We start from the raw sequence: 15,597 nt of genomic DNA on the forward strand, positions 1-15,597 counted from the left end.
TCATTAAGTGAATAGTTAAAGTTAATGGATAAATTTGACTCCATCTAGAATTCGTGTTTATTTGATTGTGTTTTTATTTATGAATGCAGTTTGTATATATGAACAATAATTGATGAAGAAAAAGAATAATGGAGAAAAAAAGTATGGAAAGTCGTTATATTACCCCCGTAGTGACCGTTTTTGATGACAAGGGGCGAGTAGATCTTGAACAGAACTTACACGTTTATGACTCTTTGAAAGGAAAGGTGTCAGGTTTTGTGACGATGGGGAGTACTGGGGAGTTTTTTGCATTAAATATGCAGAATTCAAAAGCATTAATAGAACTTTGTGGCGGTTATCAAAAAGAAGGAATGCATGTTTATGCAGGGGCAAGCCGCCTAGATGTGAATGAATCCATTGAATTGGCTAATTTTGCCTATGAGCAGGAAATTGACGGTGTGATGATCATTAGCCCGTATTATTTCCCACTAGACGATGAAGGGGTTTACCGTTTTTACAGTACGATTGCGGAAAAAACACCCGCTAAAATTTTTATTTATAACTTCCCTGAGCGCACTGGCTACTCTGTTTCTCCTGAGGTTTGTCTTCGCTTAGCGGATAAATACACTAATATTGTTGGGCTAAAAGATACCATTCCTGACACTTCTCATACAGCTCAAGTGATTGAAACAGTAAAATCACGGCTCCCACATTTTGAAGTTTATGCAGGCTATGACAATAACTTTGCTCATGTCGTGTTGTCTGGCGGAAGTGGCTGTATCGGCGGTTTATCGAATATTTTCCCTCAATTTTTTGCATCATGGATGCAGGCTTTTGCTCAAGGTGATTTAGCATTAGTCGCAAAATATCAGCAACGCGTCGACCAATTAATGGCGATTTATGGGGTGAATACGCCATTTATTCCAACATTTAAAAAAGCGTTACAACTCAAAGGGGTGATTAATTCTGATCATTGCACATCACCATTTATTGGATTGAACAGTACACAGACAGAGCAGCTTCAGCAGCTATTGGCACTTGCTGATGCACCGCTCTAATCTTTCCTGAATCCAAAACATAGAACATCTTACTGACAGGGAAAAAATATCATGGCAACGATAAAAGCTTATAACAATCCCGTTTTAAATTCTGCGATAGCCAAATCGTGGAAGCGTTTAGTCCCCCTGATGTTTATTTTGTATTTTGTTGCATTCATTGACCGAGTGAATGTTGGTTTTGCCAAAGATGCCATGCAAGTGGATATTGGCTTATCAGATTCTGCCTTTGCATTTGGTGCAGGGATTTTCTTTGCCGCGTATGCATTATTTGGTATTCCCGCAAACTTGATTTTAAATAAAATAGGCGCCCAAAAATGGCTCAGTATTACGACGGTCATTTGGGGGGTTCTTTCTGCAATGACAGGGTTTGTTACCAATGAAACGCAATTTATTATTTTGCGTTTTTTACTTGGGCTGGGTGAAGCAGGGTTTTATCCAGGGATCTTATTACTAGCTTCTATTTATTTTCCAAATAATGTTCGTGGCTCAGTGATTGGTATTTTTGTTCTTGGTGTGCCACTTGCGTTAACTTTAGGTTCACCGTTATCAGGAGCTTTGCTTGAATTACATGGTTGGTTAGGTCGTCCGGGATGGTTCTGGATGTTTGTTATTGAAGGCTTACCCGCGATTGTTATTGGTATCTTTGCATTCTTTTATCTGGATGATAGCCCCGAAAAAGCACGTTTTCTTACTGATGAAGAGAAAAAAGCACTGACAGAGCAGTTAGCAAAAGAAAATGAAAAAACAGAAACAACATCGGTATTATCTGCACTGAAAAATGCCAAAGTATGGCACTTGGCATTGATTTACGGCACGATCCAAATTTCAGTGTATGGTTTGATGTTCTTTTTACCTTCTCAAGTTGCATCCCTCATGGGGGAAAGCCTAGGCTTTAAACAATCACTGGTGGCTGCAATCCCTTGGGCTTGTTCTGCATTCGGGGTGTATTTTATCCCTCGTATTGCTGACAGGTACCCAAATCGTCGCATCGAAATCTCTGTTGTGTGTATGCTAGCAGCCGCTTTAGGTCTTGCATTATCTGCATTTGCGAGTCCGGTATTCGCTATTGCAGCTCTCTGTTTAAGTGCGGTAGGTTTTTTATCAGTGCAACCGATTTTTTGGACATTTCCTCCACAGCTATTGAGCGGCCCAGCACTTGCTGCAGGGATCGGCTTTTGTACTACGATGGGGGCATTTTGCTCATTCCTTGCGCCAATCATTCGCGTTGAGGTCGATAAAATGATGAATAGTACTACCGCGGGTATTGTCACTTTAGCGGTGATCACTGTGGGGTGCGCATTGCTTATTGGGTTACTAAAAAAGAATACACATAAAAAAAATATTAAGGCGTTACCGTCAAATTAATAGCTTGATTTCTGGAAGGTGAAACATGCAAAAAATATTAAGAATAGATGAAAGTGATAATCTGATTGTAGCGCTGAAAGACTTACATGCAGGTGAGACTTATCAATGGGGAAATGAAAGCGTTACGTTAGTGACAGAGGTCAAAGCCAAGCACAAATTTGCCCTTGAAGCTATCCCTGTTGATGGCATTGTGTCTATGTATGGTACGGCAGTAGGGAAAGCCACAAAAGCTATCGCAAAAGGTGAGGCGATTACGGTTGATAATATCCGCCACTATGCTGCACCTGTTTCGTTAGAACAAGAGCCTTATGAATGGCTGGCCCCAGATGTTTCACAATATAAGGGGCGTACATTTAAAGGGTATTTACGGGATGATGGCCGCGTTGGTACGGCTAATTACTGGTTAATTTTTCCATTAGTGTTTTGTGAAAACCGCAATGTGACTAAGTTGACTGATGCTCTTAATGACGCATTGGGTTACAGCAATAATAGCTTAAAAAGTTTCGCACTTGATTTAACGGCGGGCGCACAAGAGGCAATCACTAAGCCAAAACTATTTCCACATATAGAAGGTGTTCGCTGTATTACTGTAACCAGCGGGTGCGGTGGGGCAACGTCAGACAGCAAAACGATGTGTGATGTGCTTGCGGCTTATGCAGACCATCCTAATGTCATTGGGATCACTGTATTTAGTTTAGGTTGTGAAAAAGCACAGCGGGACATGTTCAAAGAATCACTTTTTGCCCGTAATCCTAACTTTGATAAACCGACGCTGTATTTCCGTCAACAAGAATGGAACAGCGAGGAACAAATGATGCAAACGGCATTAAAGCAAACGTATGAGGGCATGAAAGCAGTTAAGCCTCAGTCTCGGGTTGATGTCCCTCTATCATATTTAAAACTAGGTGTTAAATGCGGGGCATCTGATGGTTTTTCAGGGATTTCTGGTAACCCTGCAATGGGGTTAGTTTCTGATTGGTTAGTGACTCTTGGCGGTGCATCTGGTTTAGCGGAATTCCCCGAACTCTGTGGTGCTGAAGGGGATATGGTGAAACGCTGTATCGCTTTTGATGATAAAAAGAAATTCCTTGAACTAATGGAACGCTATGAAAAAACGGCAAATTTCTTTAGTACGACCATTGCAGATAACCCAAGTCCGGGCAATATTGCAGATGGGTTGATAACAGATGCAATTAAATCAACGGGAGCGGCTAAAAAGGGTGGAACATCGCCAATTAGTGCGGTGTGTGATTATGCAGAGCCAATGCCAAATAGTGGGTTATCGTTAGTTTGTACGCCCGGTAACGATGTGGATGCGGTTACGGGGTTAGTGGCTGCGGGATGTAATGTGGTTATCTTCTCGACGGGTCTTGGTACGCCGACAGGGAACCCAATTGTTCCGGTGTTGAAAATATCCACAAATAGCGCAATAGCAGAGCGTTTATCGGATATGATTGATTATGATTGCGGGCCAATTATAGAGGGTGTCCCATTACCGACGATAAGCGAAGGGTTGTTTGAGCGTGTTATTGAAACGGCGAGTGGGGACTATAAAGTCAAAGCAGACCGTTTAGAGCAGTATGATTTTTTACTGTGGAAACGTTCACTCGATTTATAAGTTATTTAGAATAAAACTAAATATTGACGGGGTAAGGATACCCCGTCAATAAACTAATACCTATTATGCGTTGTCTCTTTTCGCTTTTTGTAGTTTTTCATAAGCGGCAAGCAAGGCTTGATGTGCAGGTAACGCTTTTAGTTCATCGTCAATGGACCACAAACCATAGAAACATGATTCACCCGCAAGAGCCGCAGATGCTGCATCCACCGCTTCTTTCCCATACATACGAACAAATGCGTTGTAGTATTGAGTAGGCTCACGCTGTTCTTCTTGAGAAAGCAACAGCAGGGTTTGCAAACAACGATAATAATTCGCACGCTCTGCAGTAAATACTGAACTGTTGAAATCTTGCGTCCACTCAACCCAAGCTAATGCTTGCTCAAGGTCACCACCAGCCAGTGCTAGCATGGATTTTAGCTCACCAATACGCAGGTTGCTCCAGCCGTTATCTTTACCCACAGCTAAACCAAGTAGCTCACGGACACGGGTGAAGTCGTCTAGACCGTCATCATCTAATTGCTCAATAAGGGCAAGGTAGTCTTGCTTTTCCCATTGGCTATCCGGCAAATTAATAATAGTATCGCGTAAATAAGCCCCCATCGCATTATTGGCGATATGTAGGTCTTCAACCGGGTAAATATCAGACATACCCGGTACTAAGATACGGCATGCGTATACGCCTAAATGGTTATAGTCCGCAATATACACTTCTGCATCTAAGGTATTGAAGATACTGATAAGCGTTGCAAATTCTTCTTGGGTTGTCCCTTTGAAACTCCAATCTGCAAATGCATAATCCGCATCATCTTTGAATAGATCCCAGCTAATTAAACCACTTGAATCAATAAAGTGAGTTTCAAGATTGGTGTGTTCAGCCACTTCTTCGTCATCAAACGTTGGGGCATTGAATACATCGAGGTCTTTTAAGCCACGACCTTGCAGTAATTCAGTGACGGTACGTTCAAGGGCAACACCAAAGTCAGGGTGAGCTCCAAATGAGGCAAAACAAGTGCCATTTTGTGGGTTAAATAACACGACACAAATGACAGGGTATTTCCCACCTAATGAAGCGTCGTAGCAGAAAATTGGGAAGCCTTCTTTTTCAAGGGTATCAATAGCTTCAACTACGCTAGGGTAACGTGCCATCACGTCTGCTGGGATCGTTGGTAAGCTGATACTTTCTGCGATAATTTTGTTTTTTACAAAACGTTCAAAGACTTCAGAAAGGCCTTGTACTCGGGCTTCATTCGCTGTATTTCCCGCAGACATACCGTTAGAAACGTATAAATTGCCAACGATATTCATTGGAATATAAACCGTTTTATCGTCTGATTGGCGGGTAAATGGTAGGGCGCAAATACCCCGTTCTTCATTACCTGATTGCAAATCAATTAATTGGCTTGCTGCTAATGCGTTATCTGGGTCATAGAATTTGAGCAGACGGCTATCTAATAAGCCTTCAGGCAAGCTGTCATCTTCTGTCAGTGGGAACCATTTTTCATTGGGATAATGAACAAAGTCCCCTTCAGAAATCGCTTTACCTAAGTAAAAGTCAGCAAAGAAGTAGTTAGTTGATAAACGTTCAAAATACTCGCCAAGTGCAGAGGCTAATGCCGCTTTTTTGCTCGCACCTTTGCCATTAGTAAAGCAAAGAGGGCATTCTTTATCGCGAATATGTACTGACCAAACGTTTGGTACAGGGTTTAACCAAGATGCTTCTTCAATATCAAACCCCAATTTTTTTAATTTGGTTTGAAATGCATCGATGGAATCTTCAAGAGCGGCATCTTTGCCGGGTATAAAAGTTTGGCTCATTGTCAGTCACTTGTGAGTAGGGTGTTTCAAACGGGCTATGATACGGATTTTTGTCGTCAGCCTCACGCTTTTTATTCGTTCATAGAGAAATCATCTTAAAATTCATTATTTATCGTAAAATAATTATATAGATCACATAAAACCCAGCACAAATACACATAATAACTGAAGTTTATTAATGAAAGGAAATTAAGATGAAAAACAGAAATAAAGCGCTACTCGCGACACTGGTTTCATTGTTTGCCGTATCAGCAATTGCCCAACCCAATATTACGGTATTAGCGACGGGAGGGACTATTGCTGGAGGCGGAGATTCAGCAACCTCTTCAAACTACCAAGCAGGTAAAGTCGGGATTGACGCATTAATTAATGCTGTTCCTGAAACTAAAAAAATTGCTAATTTAAGTGGTGAGCAGTTGGTGAATATCGGTTCCCAAGATATGAATGACCAAGTTTGGCTAACACTGGCTAAAAAGATTAATCAAGATTGTGATAAAACTGATGGTTTTGTGATCACTCATGGGACTGATACATTAGAAGAAACCGCTTTTTTTCTCGATTTAACCACGAGTTGTAAAAAACCTATTGTATTAGTGGGGGCAATGCGCCCCTCAACGGCGTTAGGTGCCGACGGCCCGCTTAATTTGTATAACGCCGTCGTTTTAGCGACAGACAAATCAGCAGGGCAGCGTGGGGTTTTAATGGCTATGAATGATAAAGTTGTTCAAGGCCGCAATGTGATGAAAATGAGTACTACAGAAGTACAAGCGTTTGATGCAGTGAACGCGGGGGCCGAAGGGTTTATTCATGATGGTAAAGTGACGTACTTCCAAGCTGCCCAGCCCCGTAGTGATAAGGCGGTATTTGATGTGAGTAAACTCGAAAAACTACCGATGGTGGGTATTGTGTATAATTATGCTAATGCCTCCGCAGCACCAGTTAAAGCACTTAGAGAAGAAGGGGTTGAGGGGATAGTAAGTGCGGGAGTCGGTAATGGTAATATGTATAAAACAGTATTTGATGCCTTAGCAAACGCAGCAAAAGAAGATGTTGTGGTCGTGCGTTCAAGCCGTGTACCAACAGGCTATACCACACGTAATGCGGAAGTTGATGATAACTTATATGGCTTTGTAGCATCAGAACGGTTAAACCCACAAAAAGCACGGGTTTTACTACAATTAGCCTTGACGCAAACGAAGGATGCAAAACAAATTCAAGAACTATTTGAACAATATTAACTATGCATAGAAGGCGGTGAGTTTACCGCCTTCTAGTTACTGACCTTTCATTCTGTTAGCAACGATATTTGCCGTCATTAAGGCAAGTAACGGGATCAGTGAAAACACAGCAAATAGCCAACTCGCTGAGGATTGCGCCCCTTCAACTCCCCCTGGTACTGATAACCCTGCAAGGTTGGCGATTAACCCAGCTAAAGATGCGCCAAACGCAGTGGAGAATAGCTGCAATGTGGTAATCGCTGAAGAGGCTTTTTGTGATTCAGGGCCGATAGAAACTTGCAGGACACGGGTTAGCAAATGTGGCCAAGCTGCGCCGATACTAGCTCCTGTTGTGAATAATGCTAAGCAGATTATCCAGATTTGCAGCGTTTCAATCTGCCAAATGTTTGTTATGAAAAGTGCTAAAATAGCTAATGCACTAAAGGTAATAAAAGGGCCTATTCGTATAGTTTTTATCGCATGTTCGGGTTTGCATGAAGACGAGATAATGGCAGAACATGACCATCCTGCTCCAACTAAGGCGGCCAAGTAGCCTGACATTAATGGAGCAACACCATGAAGGGTTTGTAAAAAATAAGGGACAAAAACTTCTGTTTGCACACTTAGCCCTAATAGCGCCATCGTAAGGTAAATAGGAGCAAGTTGTGCTTTGTAATGGAATGTACCTTGGGGAAATAGTGTATTTTCGGCTGTCCGTTCAAGTTTAACTAATCGTATACATAATAAAATGGCAATTAACATCCCAAGAATAGGGATTAGACTTGCTTTACTTAGACTTCCAAGTGAAATAGCCAATACTGCGGCAGAAAGTAGCAACAAAGCTTGCAGTGGGATTGGGTCTTGAGGGCATTTTTCAGTTAAATTATGACTTGGTAAAATCAACCACGTTAGCCATAAATAAGGTATCCCAACAAATACTAAGCACCAAAATGCACCGCGCCAGATATCATATTCAGCAAAAAAACCACCTAATGCGGGGCCCAGTAATGTTGCCATCCCCCACATACTCGACATCATGGCTAATACTTTTGACCATAGGTGCTGAGGGAAAACAATATGCACCATTGAGTAGGAAAGTGTCAGTAATATTCCCCCGCCTGCTCCTTGAATAATCCGGCCAAGCAACATGATAAACATAGAAGGCGTGATGGCACAAATAACAGAGCCAATTAGGAAGATAGCAGTAGCGAGTAAATAACTCCGTTTAGGACCGAGATGGTTTAAAATCCGAGAGGTTAGTGCAGAAAGAATAATGGATGAAAGGATAAATAAAGTTGTATTCCATGCATAGAATCGGATACCACCAATATCCCTAACGACAGAAGGGAGCGTTGTGATAGTGATATAAACATTAATCGCATGTAGGCAAATGCCCCCTGCTAACGCTAGAGTTAGCCAAAGGTTTTTACCCGTAAGGAGTACGCTCCAGCCTTGTTCGTTATTCTGAGTCATCCATTTTCTCTAATATGTGAAATAAATTAAGAAAACCCAACTAAATATGCTTATACCAGTTATACATTTTTATTCAATTAGGTCAATGTGGTGATATAACTTAAGCAATTACTATAAAATTAAGATAAATAAATCATTAGATAGCTATTTATTGAATTGTTTTTTAATCCAGGCTGTTATTAGTACATGTTTAATTTTAATTATTTATCAAATAGTTACATTTTATTTTTTATTGAGTAATCAATATTGATAACCATCACTAAAAAAAATTAATGTGTCGCTGATCATATTTTGGCAACAAAGCCAGTATCTGTGTTGATAATTCGCGTCGCAAAAAATAGGCTAAATACATCACAAATAGCTTAAGTTATTGTGAATTATTAGATTTAAAAGGAAAGTTAAATCGTATTTCGGCCGAAAAATTAAAACTAAAAATTATTAGAGGAATACAAGAATGGTTAATAAACATGTCAATACTGGCAGGAAACTGCTCGTCTTAAAAATAGCCATCGCTATGCTGCCAATTGGTTATCATCCTATCATGCAAGCAGAGCAATTTTTGGAAGATTCGACACTAAAAGGTGGACTCTACTATTGGCAAAGGGATCGTTCACGTAAAGATTTAGACCCAAATAGCGACAAATATAAAAAATATGCAGATAACCTTAAGCACTCGACTTTCAACGCTAGCCTTGATTTTTCCTCAGGTTATTTTCAGGACTTTATTGGCTTAGATTTGGCTGGTTTTACCGCAATCGAATTATCCAATAGTGGGCCTGCGGCTCCCAATGAAATTGGTTTCAGTGATGCAAAGACACGCTGGGATGAAAAATATAAAGGCGACCGCAGTGGTGTGAGTATTTATAAAGCCGCGGCAAAAATGAAGTATGGGCCTTTTTGGGGAAGAGGGGGCTATATTCAACCAACAGGGCAAACACTGCTTGCTTCTCATTGGAGCTATATGCCAGGAACTTACCGAGGGGTAGAGGTTGGTGGGGTATTTGATTTTGAGCAAAGTGGTGAACTTAGCATGTCGTACATATGGGCTGACCGCTATAAAGCCCCTTGGTATCGTGATATGTACAATTTCCGAGAAGCGGATGGTAAAACAGGGATCAGTTATTTACATGCTATTGGTTTTAAATATGATTTTAAAAATTCATTAGTGTTAGAAGGTTCATACGGTCAAGCAAAGGATTATATGGACCAGTATTTTGCGAAGGTATCATATGCAGTACCTGTAGTTGACCGCGATTTACGTCTTTCTTATCAATTTTATGGCTCGAAAGATAAAGTTTCAGACGGTGGCGTTAATGACGTATACGATGGTTTAGCATGGTTACAAGCGATGACATTAGGTTATACCTATGACGAATTCGATTTTAAGGTTGAAGGGACATATGTTAAAGCTGAAGGAAACCAAGGTTATTTTTTACAACGTATGACACCGGGTTGGGCGACGTCAAACGGCCGTATGGATATATGGTGGGATGGCCGCTCTGATTGGAATGCGAACAATGAAAAAGCGGTGTATGCAGGTGTAATGTATGATTTAAAAAATTGGGATTTAGCAGGGTGGAAAGTTGGGACATCCTATATTTATGGTTGGGATGCAAAACCGAGCACTAACTCACAATACGCTCAGGATGTGCGTTTAAGAGAAAGCGCTTGGAACTTTGATATTTTATATACAGTACAATCAGGCCGTGCAAAAGACACACTATTTAAGTTGCACTTTACTAAATATGATAACCATACAGATATTCCTAGCTATGGCGGTGGTTATGGCAATATCTTCCAAGATGAAAAAGATATTAAATTTATGGTGATGATGCCATTTACTGTATTTTAATATCAATTTTTTTGAGAGTAGATTGCTGCTTTAAATTAATTATTTTGGCAGTGATCTACTAAAAATAGGAATAACATACAGACTAAATATTAAATGATGTAATGAAATAGTTAATTATACGTATATTAAGGGAATGGTGATTGAATAAAAAAGGTGAATATATTTCACCTTTTTTGAATGGTTAAAACAATACTTAGATTTATTAATAATTATATAGAAGCGATGTCTTTATCGATGTTATCGGTAGGGGTGTGAAGGTCGTGTTTTACCCTATCTTTTAATTGGGTTACTTTTTCATTATGTAAAGTAGCCTCTTTTACTTTTGCTTGCCCTGATAAAATACCACCTTTCTTAATAGATAAATTACTATATTGAATGGTTCCATGAATTTCACCATTATTTTCGATGCTTATCGAATCAGATAAACATTCCCCTTCAACTCGCCCGTTAACAATCAACTCTTTACTGGTAATGTTCCCAGTAACTTGGCCATTTAACATGACTTTCACTGTATTATTTTTCCCTATAATGTTACCAATCACTTTGCCATAAATATGTACTTGTTCATTAGAGGTAATATTACCTTCAAAAATGACATCCCTTGAGATGATGGTATTGGATTTCTCTTCACTTATAGTCGGGGTTGCTATTGTAATCTGTTCTTCTAGCTTAGCGGGTGCTTCGGGCGTGCTAGCGGTTGGTGTTGGGGTTACTTCAGGGGTTGGTTTGTTTTGTCTTTTGGTGAACATTTTACTTACCTTTTTTTGATTGAAGTGTAAGATCAAGAACAAAATTGATAATACAAATGAAAATAAGGTGATGGCAGAGTAACTAAAAAACCATCCTATCAAAGTAAGAAACCAGAAGAAAAAACTAGTATTAAGAAAAAGGTAGGTTTTTTTCATCAGTTAATCTCTTACAAAATGACTAAAGCTACATAAATGAGTTTAGTCAAAAAAAATGACTACACAAAAAAAATGTAATATAACGTCTTCGTTACAGACTAAAGAATAACTGTAATTTAAGATAATACAATTATAATGAGTTAATAAGCTAAATACATATAAATTTTATATTATTGATATATTGGAAATCATCTATGATGATATTTATGTACCTATACTAATAAAGGCAGCATAATTTCTAATATAAGAAAATTCATATGTAAAATAATATAAAGGATTTGGGTTGAATTGCAACTTATTATCGAGCGCTAAATATGCAAGCTCTGTGCTGATATTTGGCGATTTAAGTGAAAGTTGTCAGAAGATTAGTGAGCTTAATCACCAATATAGTGTGAATAACAATATAATTTATGGAAATAAAAACCCCTGATAACATTTAGCAATAGCATGGTTATCAGGGGTTTTTCGTTTGTCGCTACTATGATTTATTCATAGGGTAGCAATACCTTGTGATTCTTTTACTCTTTTGCTTCGTGTGCGTCAGCATTTTCACGGCAATCACCATCTGCGCAATGGCCATATAGATATAAACTATGGTTAGATAATTTAATACCATGGCGAGCGGCGATATTTTTCTGGCGAGTTTCAATAGATTCGTCAGTAAACTCAATCACTTTGCCACAATCTAAACAGATTAAGTGGTCATGGTGATGCTGCTGAGTTAATTCGAATACAGATTTTCCACCCTCAAAGTTATGGCGGGTTACGATACCTGCATCATCAAACTGGTTTAATACACGGTATACGGTAGCTAGCCCGATCTCTTCGCCCATGTCGATCAGCTTTTTATAGAGATCTTCCGCACTGACGTGGTGGCACTCAGGCTCTTGAAGTACTTCCAAAATCTTAAGTCTTGGAAGAGTGACTTTGAGTCCAGCATTTTTCAATGCTTTATTGTTGTCTGTCATGCGGGTTTGTCCTGTATCTTAAATCATAAATTTAACAATAATGAGACGTTTTTAACATAAATTCAGTTGTCTTCTAAACTGTTTTACAATTATAGGCATGGAAAATAAAAATAGAAACCATGCTTTGTCTCATTATTTTGATAATCTCTTGAGAGCCTATCCTATTAGGATGCTTTATCGGCTATTTTAGACTAGATCACTTGTTTGAATGATGCGTTTAGAGCGACAAGTGAGCTGATCTATGGGTTAGGCTCTATTTCATATGCCTTAGCCGATAATTTCTGCTAAGGACATTTCTTCAGAGATTTGTTTTACCCATGCATCGACACGTTCATCAGTTAGTTCAGGCTGACGATCTTCATCAATGGCTAAACCAATAAAGTGATTGTCATCTGCCATACCTTTGGATACTTCAAAGTGGTAACCTTCAGTTGGCCAATGACCCACAATAACAGCACCACGAGGTTCGATGATATCGCGAATGGTTCCCATCGCATCACAGAAATATTCTGCGTAGTCTTCTTGGTCTCCACAACCAAATAAGGCGACAAGTTTACCTTCAAAATCAATTTCTTCGAGAGTTGGGAAAAAATCATCCCAATCACATTGAGCTTCACCATAATACCAAGTAGGAATACCCAGAAGTAGAATGTCAAAAGCTTCGATATCTTCTTTGCTACATTTAGCAATATCATGAACTTCTGCTACATCTTTGCCTAGTCTTTCTTGGATCATTTTGGCAATATTTTCTGTGTTACCTGTGTCACTTCCGAAGAAAATGCCTATGACTGCCATAAAGTGATTAACCTCTTGTTTTTCTAAGGGAGATAGAAGTTAGTGCTGATCTTCTATAGCTCTTTTAGAACGAAAATAAATATAATATTACGCCTTATTCTGGCGAAAAAATGCGTCTAAGTCTGTCAAATTTGTGTGATTTATCAAGATGACACTATTTGCGTATCGCTTCATTAACCTGTTCAAGTTGTGACATCAAAATTTCTTCGATCAATTCACTACGGCTTATATTTTTATCTTCAGCTAATTGGTTCAATACAGCGACAGCTTCTTCATTCAGTTTTAACTCAACTCTACGCAATCCTTTGACTTTATCGCGTTTTAGCTGGTTACGTTTGTTGATCCTTAATTGTTCATCCCGTGATAGCGGGCTTGTCTTAGGTCGCCCAGGCCTTCGTTCCTCAGCGAACAAATCCAGAGTAGTACGATCAGTTTGTTCTTTTGCCATGTCTATAACTGCTAAAGGGGTGTGCCAGTAATTCAGCGCGCAATGATACCCTAGCTAATCCCCTAGTGCTATAGCTGCATACTAGGCTAGTGTATTCAATAGGTTAAAAAAAACACACATTTAACAAAAAAGCACCACTTACAGTATGGGTGGTGCTTTTTTAGACATAATCATTGTGTCTGTTGCTGCCATAAGTTGGCATACAGGCCTTTTAATTTGAGTAAATTCTCATGAGTATCCATTTCTGTCACTTCCCCATGGCAAATAACACAAATTTTATCAGCATGCATAATAGTGTTAAGTCGATGAGCAATACTAATAACGGTTCTGCCTTGGGTGATTAGCGGCATATTTGCCATAATTGCCGCTTCTGACTCGTAATCTAAAGTTGAAGTGATTTGGAATTTTGGATGTGTGAAATTAATCGTTGTACATCAGCCAGTTAAAAGTGTTAGATGTGGCTTTTGACTGGCTTCATTCTTCGACTGTGTCGAGATTGTGACATGCTCACTATATTTGGTTAAATGTTGACCGCTAAAGTGTGCATATTTCTGAACCATTTCTAATGTCTCCCATCCTCCCATTTCTTTAAGTACCATCAATGGAGTTCCACTTTGGGCGTGCCAACTTGCCCATGTATGTCTGAGGTCGTGAAAAGTGAAATCAGTTATGCCAGAATCAGCTAATGCTTGGTAATAGCATTCACGATAATAGTTACTCCTTCGCTTTCCTTCGTTAGAAAACACATAGTCACCATCATTTTCAATTCCATTTAGAATTTCAATGGCCACCTCATTTAGAGGAACCGGTCTAGCTCTCCCTGACTTTGCATTATCAGCCGTTACATGAGCAACTCTTCTAACTAGGTCTACGCTCTTCCATTTAAGTGATAATATTTCGCTTTTTCTCATGCCTGTTAAAATAGCAATAGAAACAAAATCCCTCATCCACTTAACTTTGATATTGGAAAGCAGAAGTTCAGCCTCCCACTTCTCTAACCATCGAACCCTAACTGTTGGCTCTTTCATTCTTGGGATGTACGATGACTTTAATATCCATCCCATCTTGTGAGCCAAAGAGAAAGCACGCATAATAAACGAGCGGTATCTATTTTGTGTTGCGTTGGATAGTTTCCTCTTTGTCTTTGGGTTATACAGTGGTAATGAGTTGGCTATTTCATCGCTCGTTATAGTCGATATTTTTCTACCCCTAAATATTTGCTGAAAGTAATCCGCATAGGCAAGTTTCGTTTGGTATGTTGATTGCCCTTCAGCGTCTTTTAAGGTGAGTAACATCATTTCTTCAAATGACCTATCTGGCGTTTTATCTAGCTTCTCCATCTGCCATAGGTCATGTTTTAACTTGTCATGATACTCTTGGGCTTTGACTTTATCCTCCGTGCCAGCAGGTTTTCTAATTCTTTCTCCGCTTGGTGCTGTAACGTCAACCCAGTATTTCTTACCTCTTTTGTAGATCGGCATGTTTTTCTCCCGCTACCGACTACAGCCAGCCGATAGACATTATTGTCGTTAAACTGCGCCTGTTCAAACTTTTTCAGGCTTTCCTTGTTTGCACGCCATGAGCCACCAACTTTAAACATGTAGTATTTCGATGGCTTTCTATAGATAGTGCCTTTTGATAAGTTCAGTAGCTTTGAGTATTCTTCTACCGTGTAATATTTGTCATCCACTATTAATCTCCTTATCGATAGAGTTGACGTACCAAGTCAACCACATAATCGGTGGGAATTTCTTGTGTTTTTCGCTGAGTGTTAATTGAAACTTTGGAAGGTAATCTTTGAGTATTGCTGTACTTTGTTTATCGCTGAGTTTTTTGAGTTGCTTTAATTTGTCACGGCATTCCCTTGCTATCTTTCGGCGTCCGTTTTCAAGCATCACATCATCCATTTTTCCGCTTATATTGCTCATAATCATCTCCGCAATCTTTACTGCAATATGCGCTATTTGGTGCTGCTGGCATTTCTTCGCACCAGATGCACATTCCATTTATTGATTTAATTACTGGCTGGAGATTTGATAATGCGGCTTGAATGTGTAATTGCTCTAGTTCGTTTGCTGAGTCAATAATGTCCATAATTCAC

14 protein-coding genes and 1 pseudogene are annotated in these 15,597 nt (G+C 39.5%); 5 read left to right on the forward strand and 10 right to left on the reverse strand.

What is annotated here, in order from left to right; all coding sequences use genetic code 11:
• The first annotated feature begins 143 nt into the window (after window positions 1-143).
• The 3 genes from ACHB7C_RS09590 to ACHB7C_RS09600 are packed head-to-tail and all read left to right on the forward strand — an operon-like array spanning window position 144 to window position 4,020.
• On the forward strand, window positions 144-1,037 hold the full coding sequence (locus tag ACHB7C_RS09590; RefSeq protein WP_131680520.1) for a dihydrodipicolinate synthase family protein: 894 nt from the start codon (window positions 144-146) through the stop codon (window positions 1,035-1,037).
• A 51-nt stretch (window positions 1,038-1,088) separates the two neighbouring features.
• Window positions 1,089-2,402 (forward strand): MFS transporter, encoded by a 1,314-nt coding sequence (locus tag ACHB7C_RS09595; protein WP_042846493.1) that lies wholly within the window; start codon window positions 1,089-1,091, stop codon window positions 2,400-2,402.
• A gap of 25 nt (window positions 2,403-2,427) precedes the next feature.
• A complete protein-coding gene (locus ACHB7C_RS09600; protein WP_166685417.1) occupies window positions 2,428-4,020 on the forward strand; it encodes a UxaA family hydrolase in 1,593 nt (530 codons plus the stop codon).
• Window positions 4,021-4,083: 63 nt separating this feature from the next.
• Here the strand turns inward: ACHB7C_RS09600 and ycaO are convergent, their stop codons facing one another.
• A complete protein-coding gene (gene ycaO / locus ACHB7C_RS09605) occupies window positions 4,084-5,838 on the reverse strand; it encodes a 30S ribosomal protein S12 methylthiotransferase accessory factor YcaO (RefSeq protein ID WP_071547884.1) in 1,755 nt (584 codons plus the stop codon).
• Window positions 5,839-6,032: 194 nt separating this feature from the next.
• Here ycaO and ansB point away from each other — a divergent pair, with 194 nt between their 5' ends.
• Window positions 6,033-7,076: an L-asparaginase 2 gene (gene ansB, locus ACHB7C_RS09610; RefSeq protein WP_048606585.1), complete on the forward strand. Its 1,044-nt coding sequence runs from the start codon at window positions 6,033-6,035 to the stop codon at window positions 7,074-7,076.
• 36 nt (window positions 7,077-7,112) lie between these two features.
• On the opposite strand, the gene ACHB7C_RS09615 is transcribed toward ansB, so the two are convergent.
• Complete coding sequence (locus tag ACHB7C_RS09615) at window positions 7,113-8,528, reverse strand: MFS transporter (RefSeq protein ID WP_048606586.1); 1,416 nt, start codon at window positions 8,526-8,528, stop codon at window positions 7,113-7,115.
• A 454-nt stretch (window positions 8,529-8,982) separates the two neighbouring features.
• On the opposite strand from ACHB7C_RS09615, the gene ACHB7C_RS09620 reads away from it, so the two are divergent.
• Window positions 8,983-10,380, forward strand: a complete 1,398-nt coding sequence (locus ACHB7C_RS09620; protein ID WP_042846489.1) for an OprD family outer membrane porin — start codon at window positions 8,983-8,985, stop codon at window positions 10,378-10,380.
• A gap of 209 nt (window positions 10,381-10,589) precedes the next feature.
• Here the strand turns inward: ACHB7C_RS09620 and ACHB7C_RS09625 are convergent, their stop codons facing one another.
• The 8 genes and pseudogenes from ACHB7C_RS09625 to ACHB7C_RS09660 form a co-directional block, all read right to left on the reverse strand.
• Window positions 10,590-11,129 (reverse strand): polymer-forming cytoskeletal protein, encoded by a 540-nt coding sequence (locus ACHB7C_RS09625; RefSeq protein WP_225832874.1) that lies wholly within the window; start codon window positions 11,127-11,129, stop codon window positions 10,590-10,592.
• Between the two features lie 674 nt (window positions 11,130-11,803).
• Complete coding sequence (fur, locus tag ACHB7C_RS09630) at window positions 11,804-12,253, reverse strand: ferric iron uptake transcriptional regulator (RefSeq protein WP_042846487.1); 450 nt, start codon at window positions 12,251-12,253, stop codon at window positions 11,804-11,806.
• 267 nt (window positions 12,254-12,520) lie between these two features.
• Entirely contained in the window at window positions 12,521-13,048 is a 528-nt protein-coding gene (fldA, locus tag ACHB7C_RS09635; protein WP_042846486.1) for a flavodoxin FldA, read from the reverse strand.
• Window positions 13,049-13,202: 154 nt separating this feature from the next.
• Window positions 13,203-13,496: a LexA regulated protein gene (gene ybfE, locus ACHB7C_RS09640; RefSeq protein ID WP_042846485.1), complete on the reverse strand. Its 294-nt coding sequence runs from the start codon at window positions 13,494-13,496 to the stop codon at window positions 13,203-13,205.
• 170 nt (window positions 13,497-13,666) lie between these two features.
• Window positions 13,667-13,897, reverse strand: a pseudogene (locus ACHB7C_RS09645) (type I secretion system permease/ATPase); the annotation flags it as partial.
• A 33-nt stretch (window positions 13,898-13,930) separates the two neighbouring features.
• Window positions 13,931-14,977 carry a site-specific integrase gene (locus tag ACHB7C_RS09650; protein WP_136134458.1) on the reverse strand — a complete coding sequence of 349 codons (1,047 nt, stop codon included), beginning with the start codon at window positions 14,975-14,977 and terminating at the stop codon, window positions 13,931-13,933.
• Window positions 14,978-15,178: 201 nt separating this feature from the next.
• Window positions 15,179-15,424 carry a hypothetical protein gene (locus ACHB7C_RS09655; RefSeq protein WP_136134459.1) on the reverse strand — a complete coding sequence of 82 codons (246 nt, stop codon included), beginning with the start codon at window positions 15,422-15,424 and terminating at the stop codon, window positions 15,179-15,181.
• Window positions 15,396-15,590 carry a hypothetical protein gene (locus ACHB7C_RS09660; protein ID WP_136134460.1) on the reverse strand — a complete coding sequence of 65 codons (195 nt, stop codon included), beginning with the start codon at window positions 15,588-15,590 and terminating at the stop codon, window positions 15,396-15,398. The genes ACHB7C_RS09655 and ACHB7C_RS09660 overlap by 29 nt, the downstream gene beginning before the upstream one ends.
• Window positions 15,591-15,597 lie beyond the last annotated feature (7 nt).

Origin of the sequence: Providencia sp. 2024EL-00732, from assembly GCF_044006275.1 — a bacterium.
Lineage (GTDB): Bacteria > Pseudomonadota > Gammaproteobacteria > Enterobacterales > Enterobacteriaceae > Providencia > Providencia huashanensis.

What these genes read in the sequence shown, in the direction of transcription:
- ACHB7C_RS09590 (WP_131680520.1), top strand. Translation starts at nt 144, where the DNA reads ATGGAAAGTCGTTATATTACCCCCGTAGTGACCGTTTTTGATGACAAG.
- ACHB7C_RS09595 (WP_042846493.1), top strand. Translation starts at nt 1,089, where the DNA reads ATGGCAACGATAAAAGCTTATAACAATCCCGTTTTAAATTCTGCGATA.
- ACHB7C_RS09600 (WP_166685417.1), top strand. Translation starts at nt 2,428, where the DNA reads ATGCAAAAAATATTAAGAATAGATGAAAGTGATAATCTGATTGTAGCG.
- ycaO (WP_071547884.1), bottom strand. Translation starts at nt 5,838, where the DNA reads ATGAGCCAAACTTTTATACCCGGCAAAGATGCCGCTCTTGAAGATTCC.
- ansB (WP_048606585.1), top strand. Translation starts at nt 6,033, where the DNA reads ATGAAAAACAGAAATAAAGCGCTACTCGCGACACTGGTTTCATTGTTT.
- ACHB7C_RS09615 (WP_048606586.1), bottom strand. Translation starts at nt 8,528, where the DNA reads ATGACTCAGAATAACGAACAAGGCTGGAGCGTACTCCTTACGGGTAAA.
- ACHB7C_RS09620 (WP_042846489.1), top strand. Translation starts at nt 8,983, where the DNA reads ATGGTTAATAAACATGTCAATACTGGCAGGAAACTGCTCGTCTTAAAA.
- ACHB7C_RS09625 (WP_225832874.1), bottom strand. Translation starts at nt 11,129, where the DNA reads ATGTTCACCAAAAGACAAAACAAACCAACCCCTGAAGTAACCCCAACA.
- fur (WP_042846487.1), bottom strand. Translation starts at nt 12,253, where the DNA reads ATGACAGACAACAATAAAGCATTGAAAAATGCTGGACTCAAAGTCACT.
- fldA (WP_042846486.1), bottom strand. Translation starts at nt 13,048, where the DNA reads ATGGCAGTCATAGGCATTTTCTTCGGAAGTGACACAGGTAACACAGAA.
- ybfE (WP_042846485.1), bottom strand. Translation starts at nt 13,496, where the DNA reads ATGGCAAAAGAACAAACTGATCGTACTACTCTGGATTTGTTCGCTGAG.
- ACHB7C_RS09650 (WP_136134458.1), bottom strand. Translation starts at nt 14,977, where the DNA reads ATGCCGATCTACAAAAGAGGTAAGAAATACTGGGTTGACGTTACAGCA.
- ACHB7C_RS09655 (WP_136134459.1), bottom strand. Translation starts at nt 15,424, where the DNA reads ATGAGCAATATAAGCGGAAAAATGGATGATGTGATGCTTGAAAACGGA.
- ACHB7C_RS09660 (WP_136134460.1), bottom strand. Translation starts at nt 15,590, where the DNA reads ATGGACATTATTGACTCAGCAAACGAACTAGAGCAATTACACATTCAA.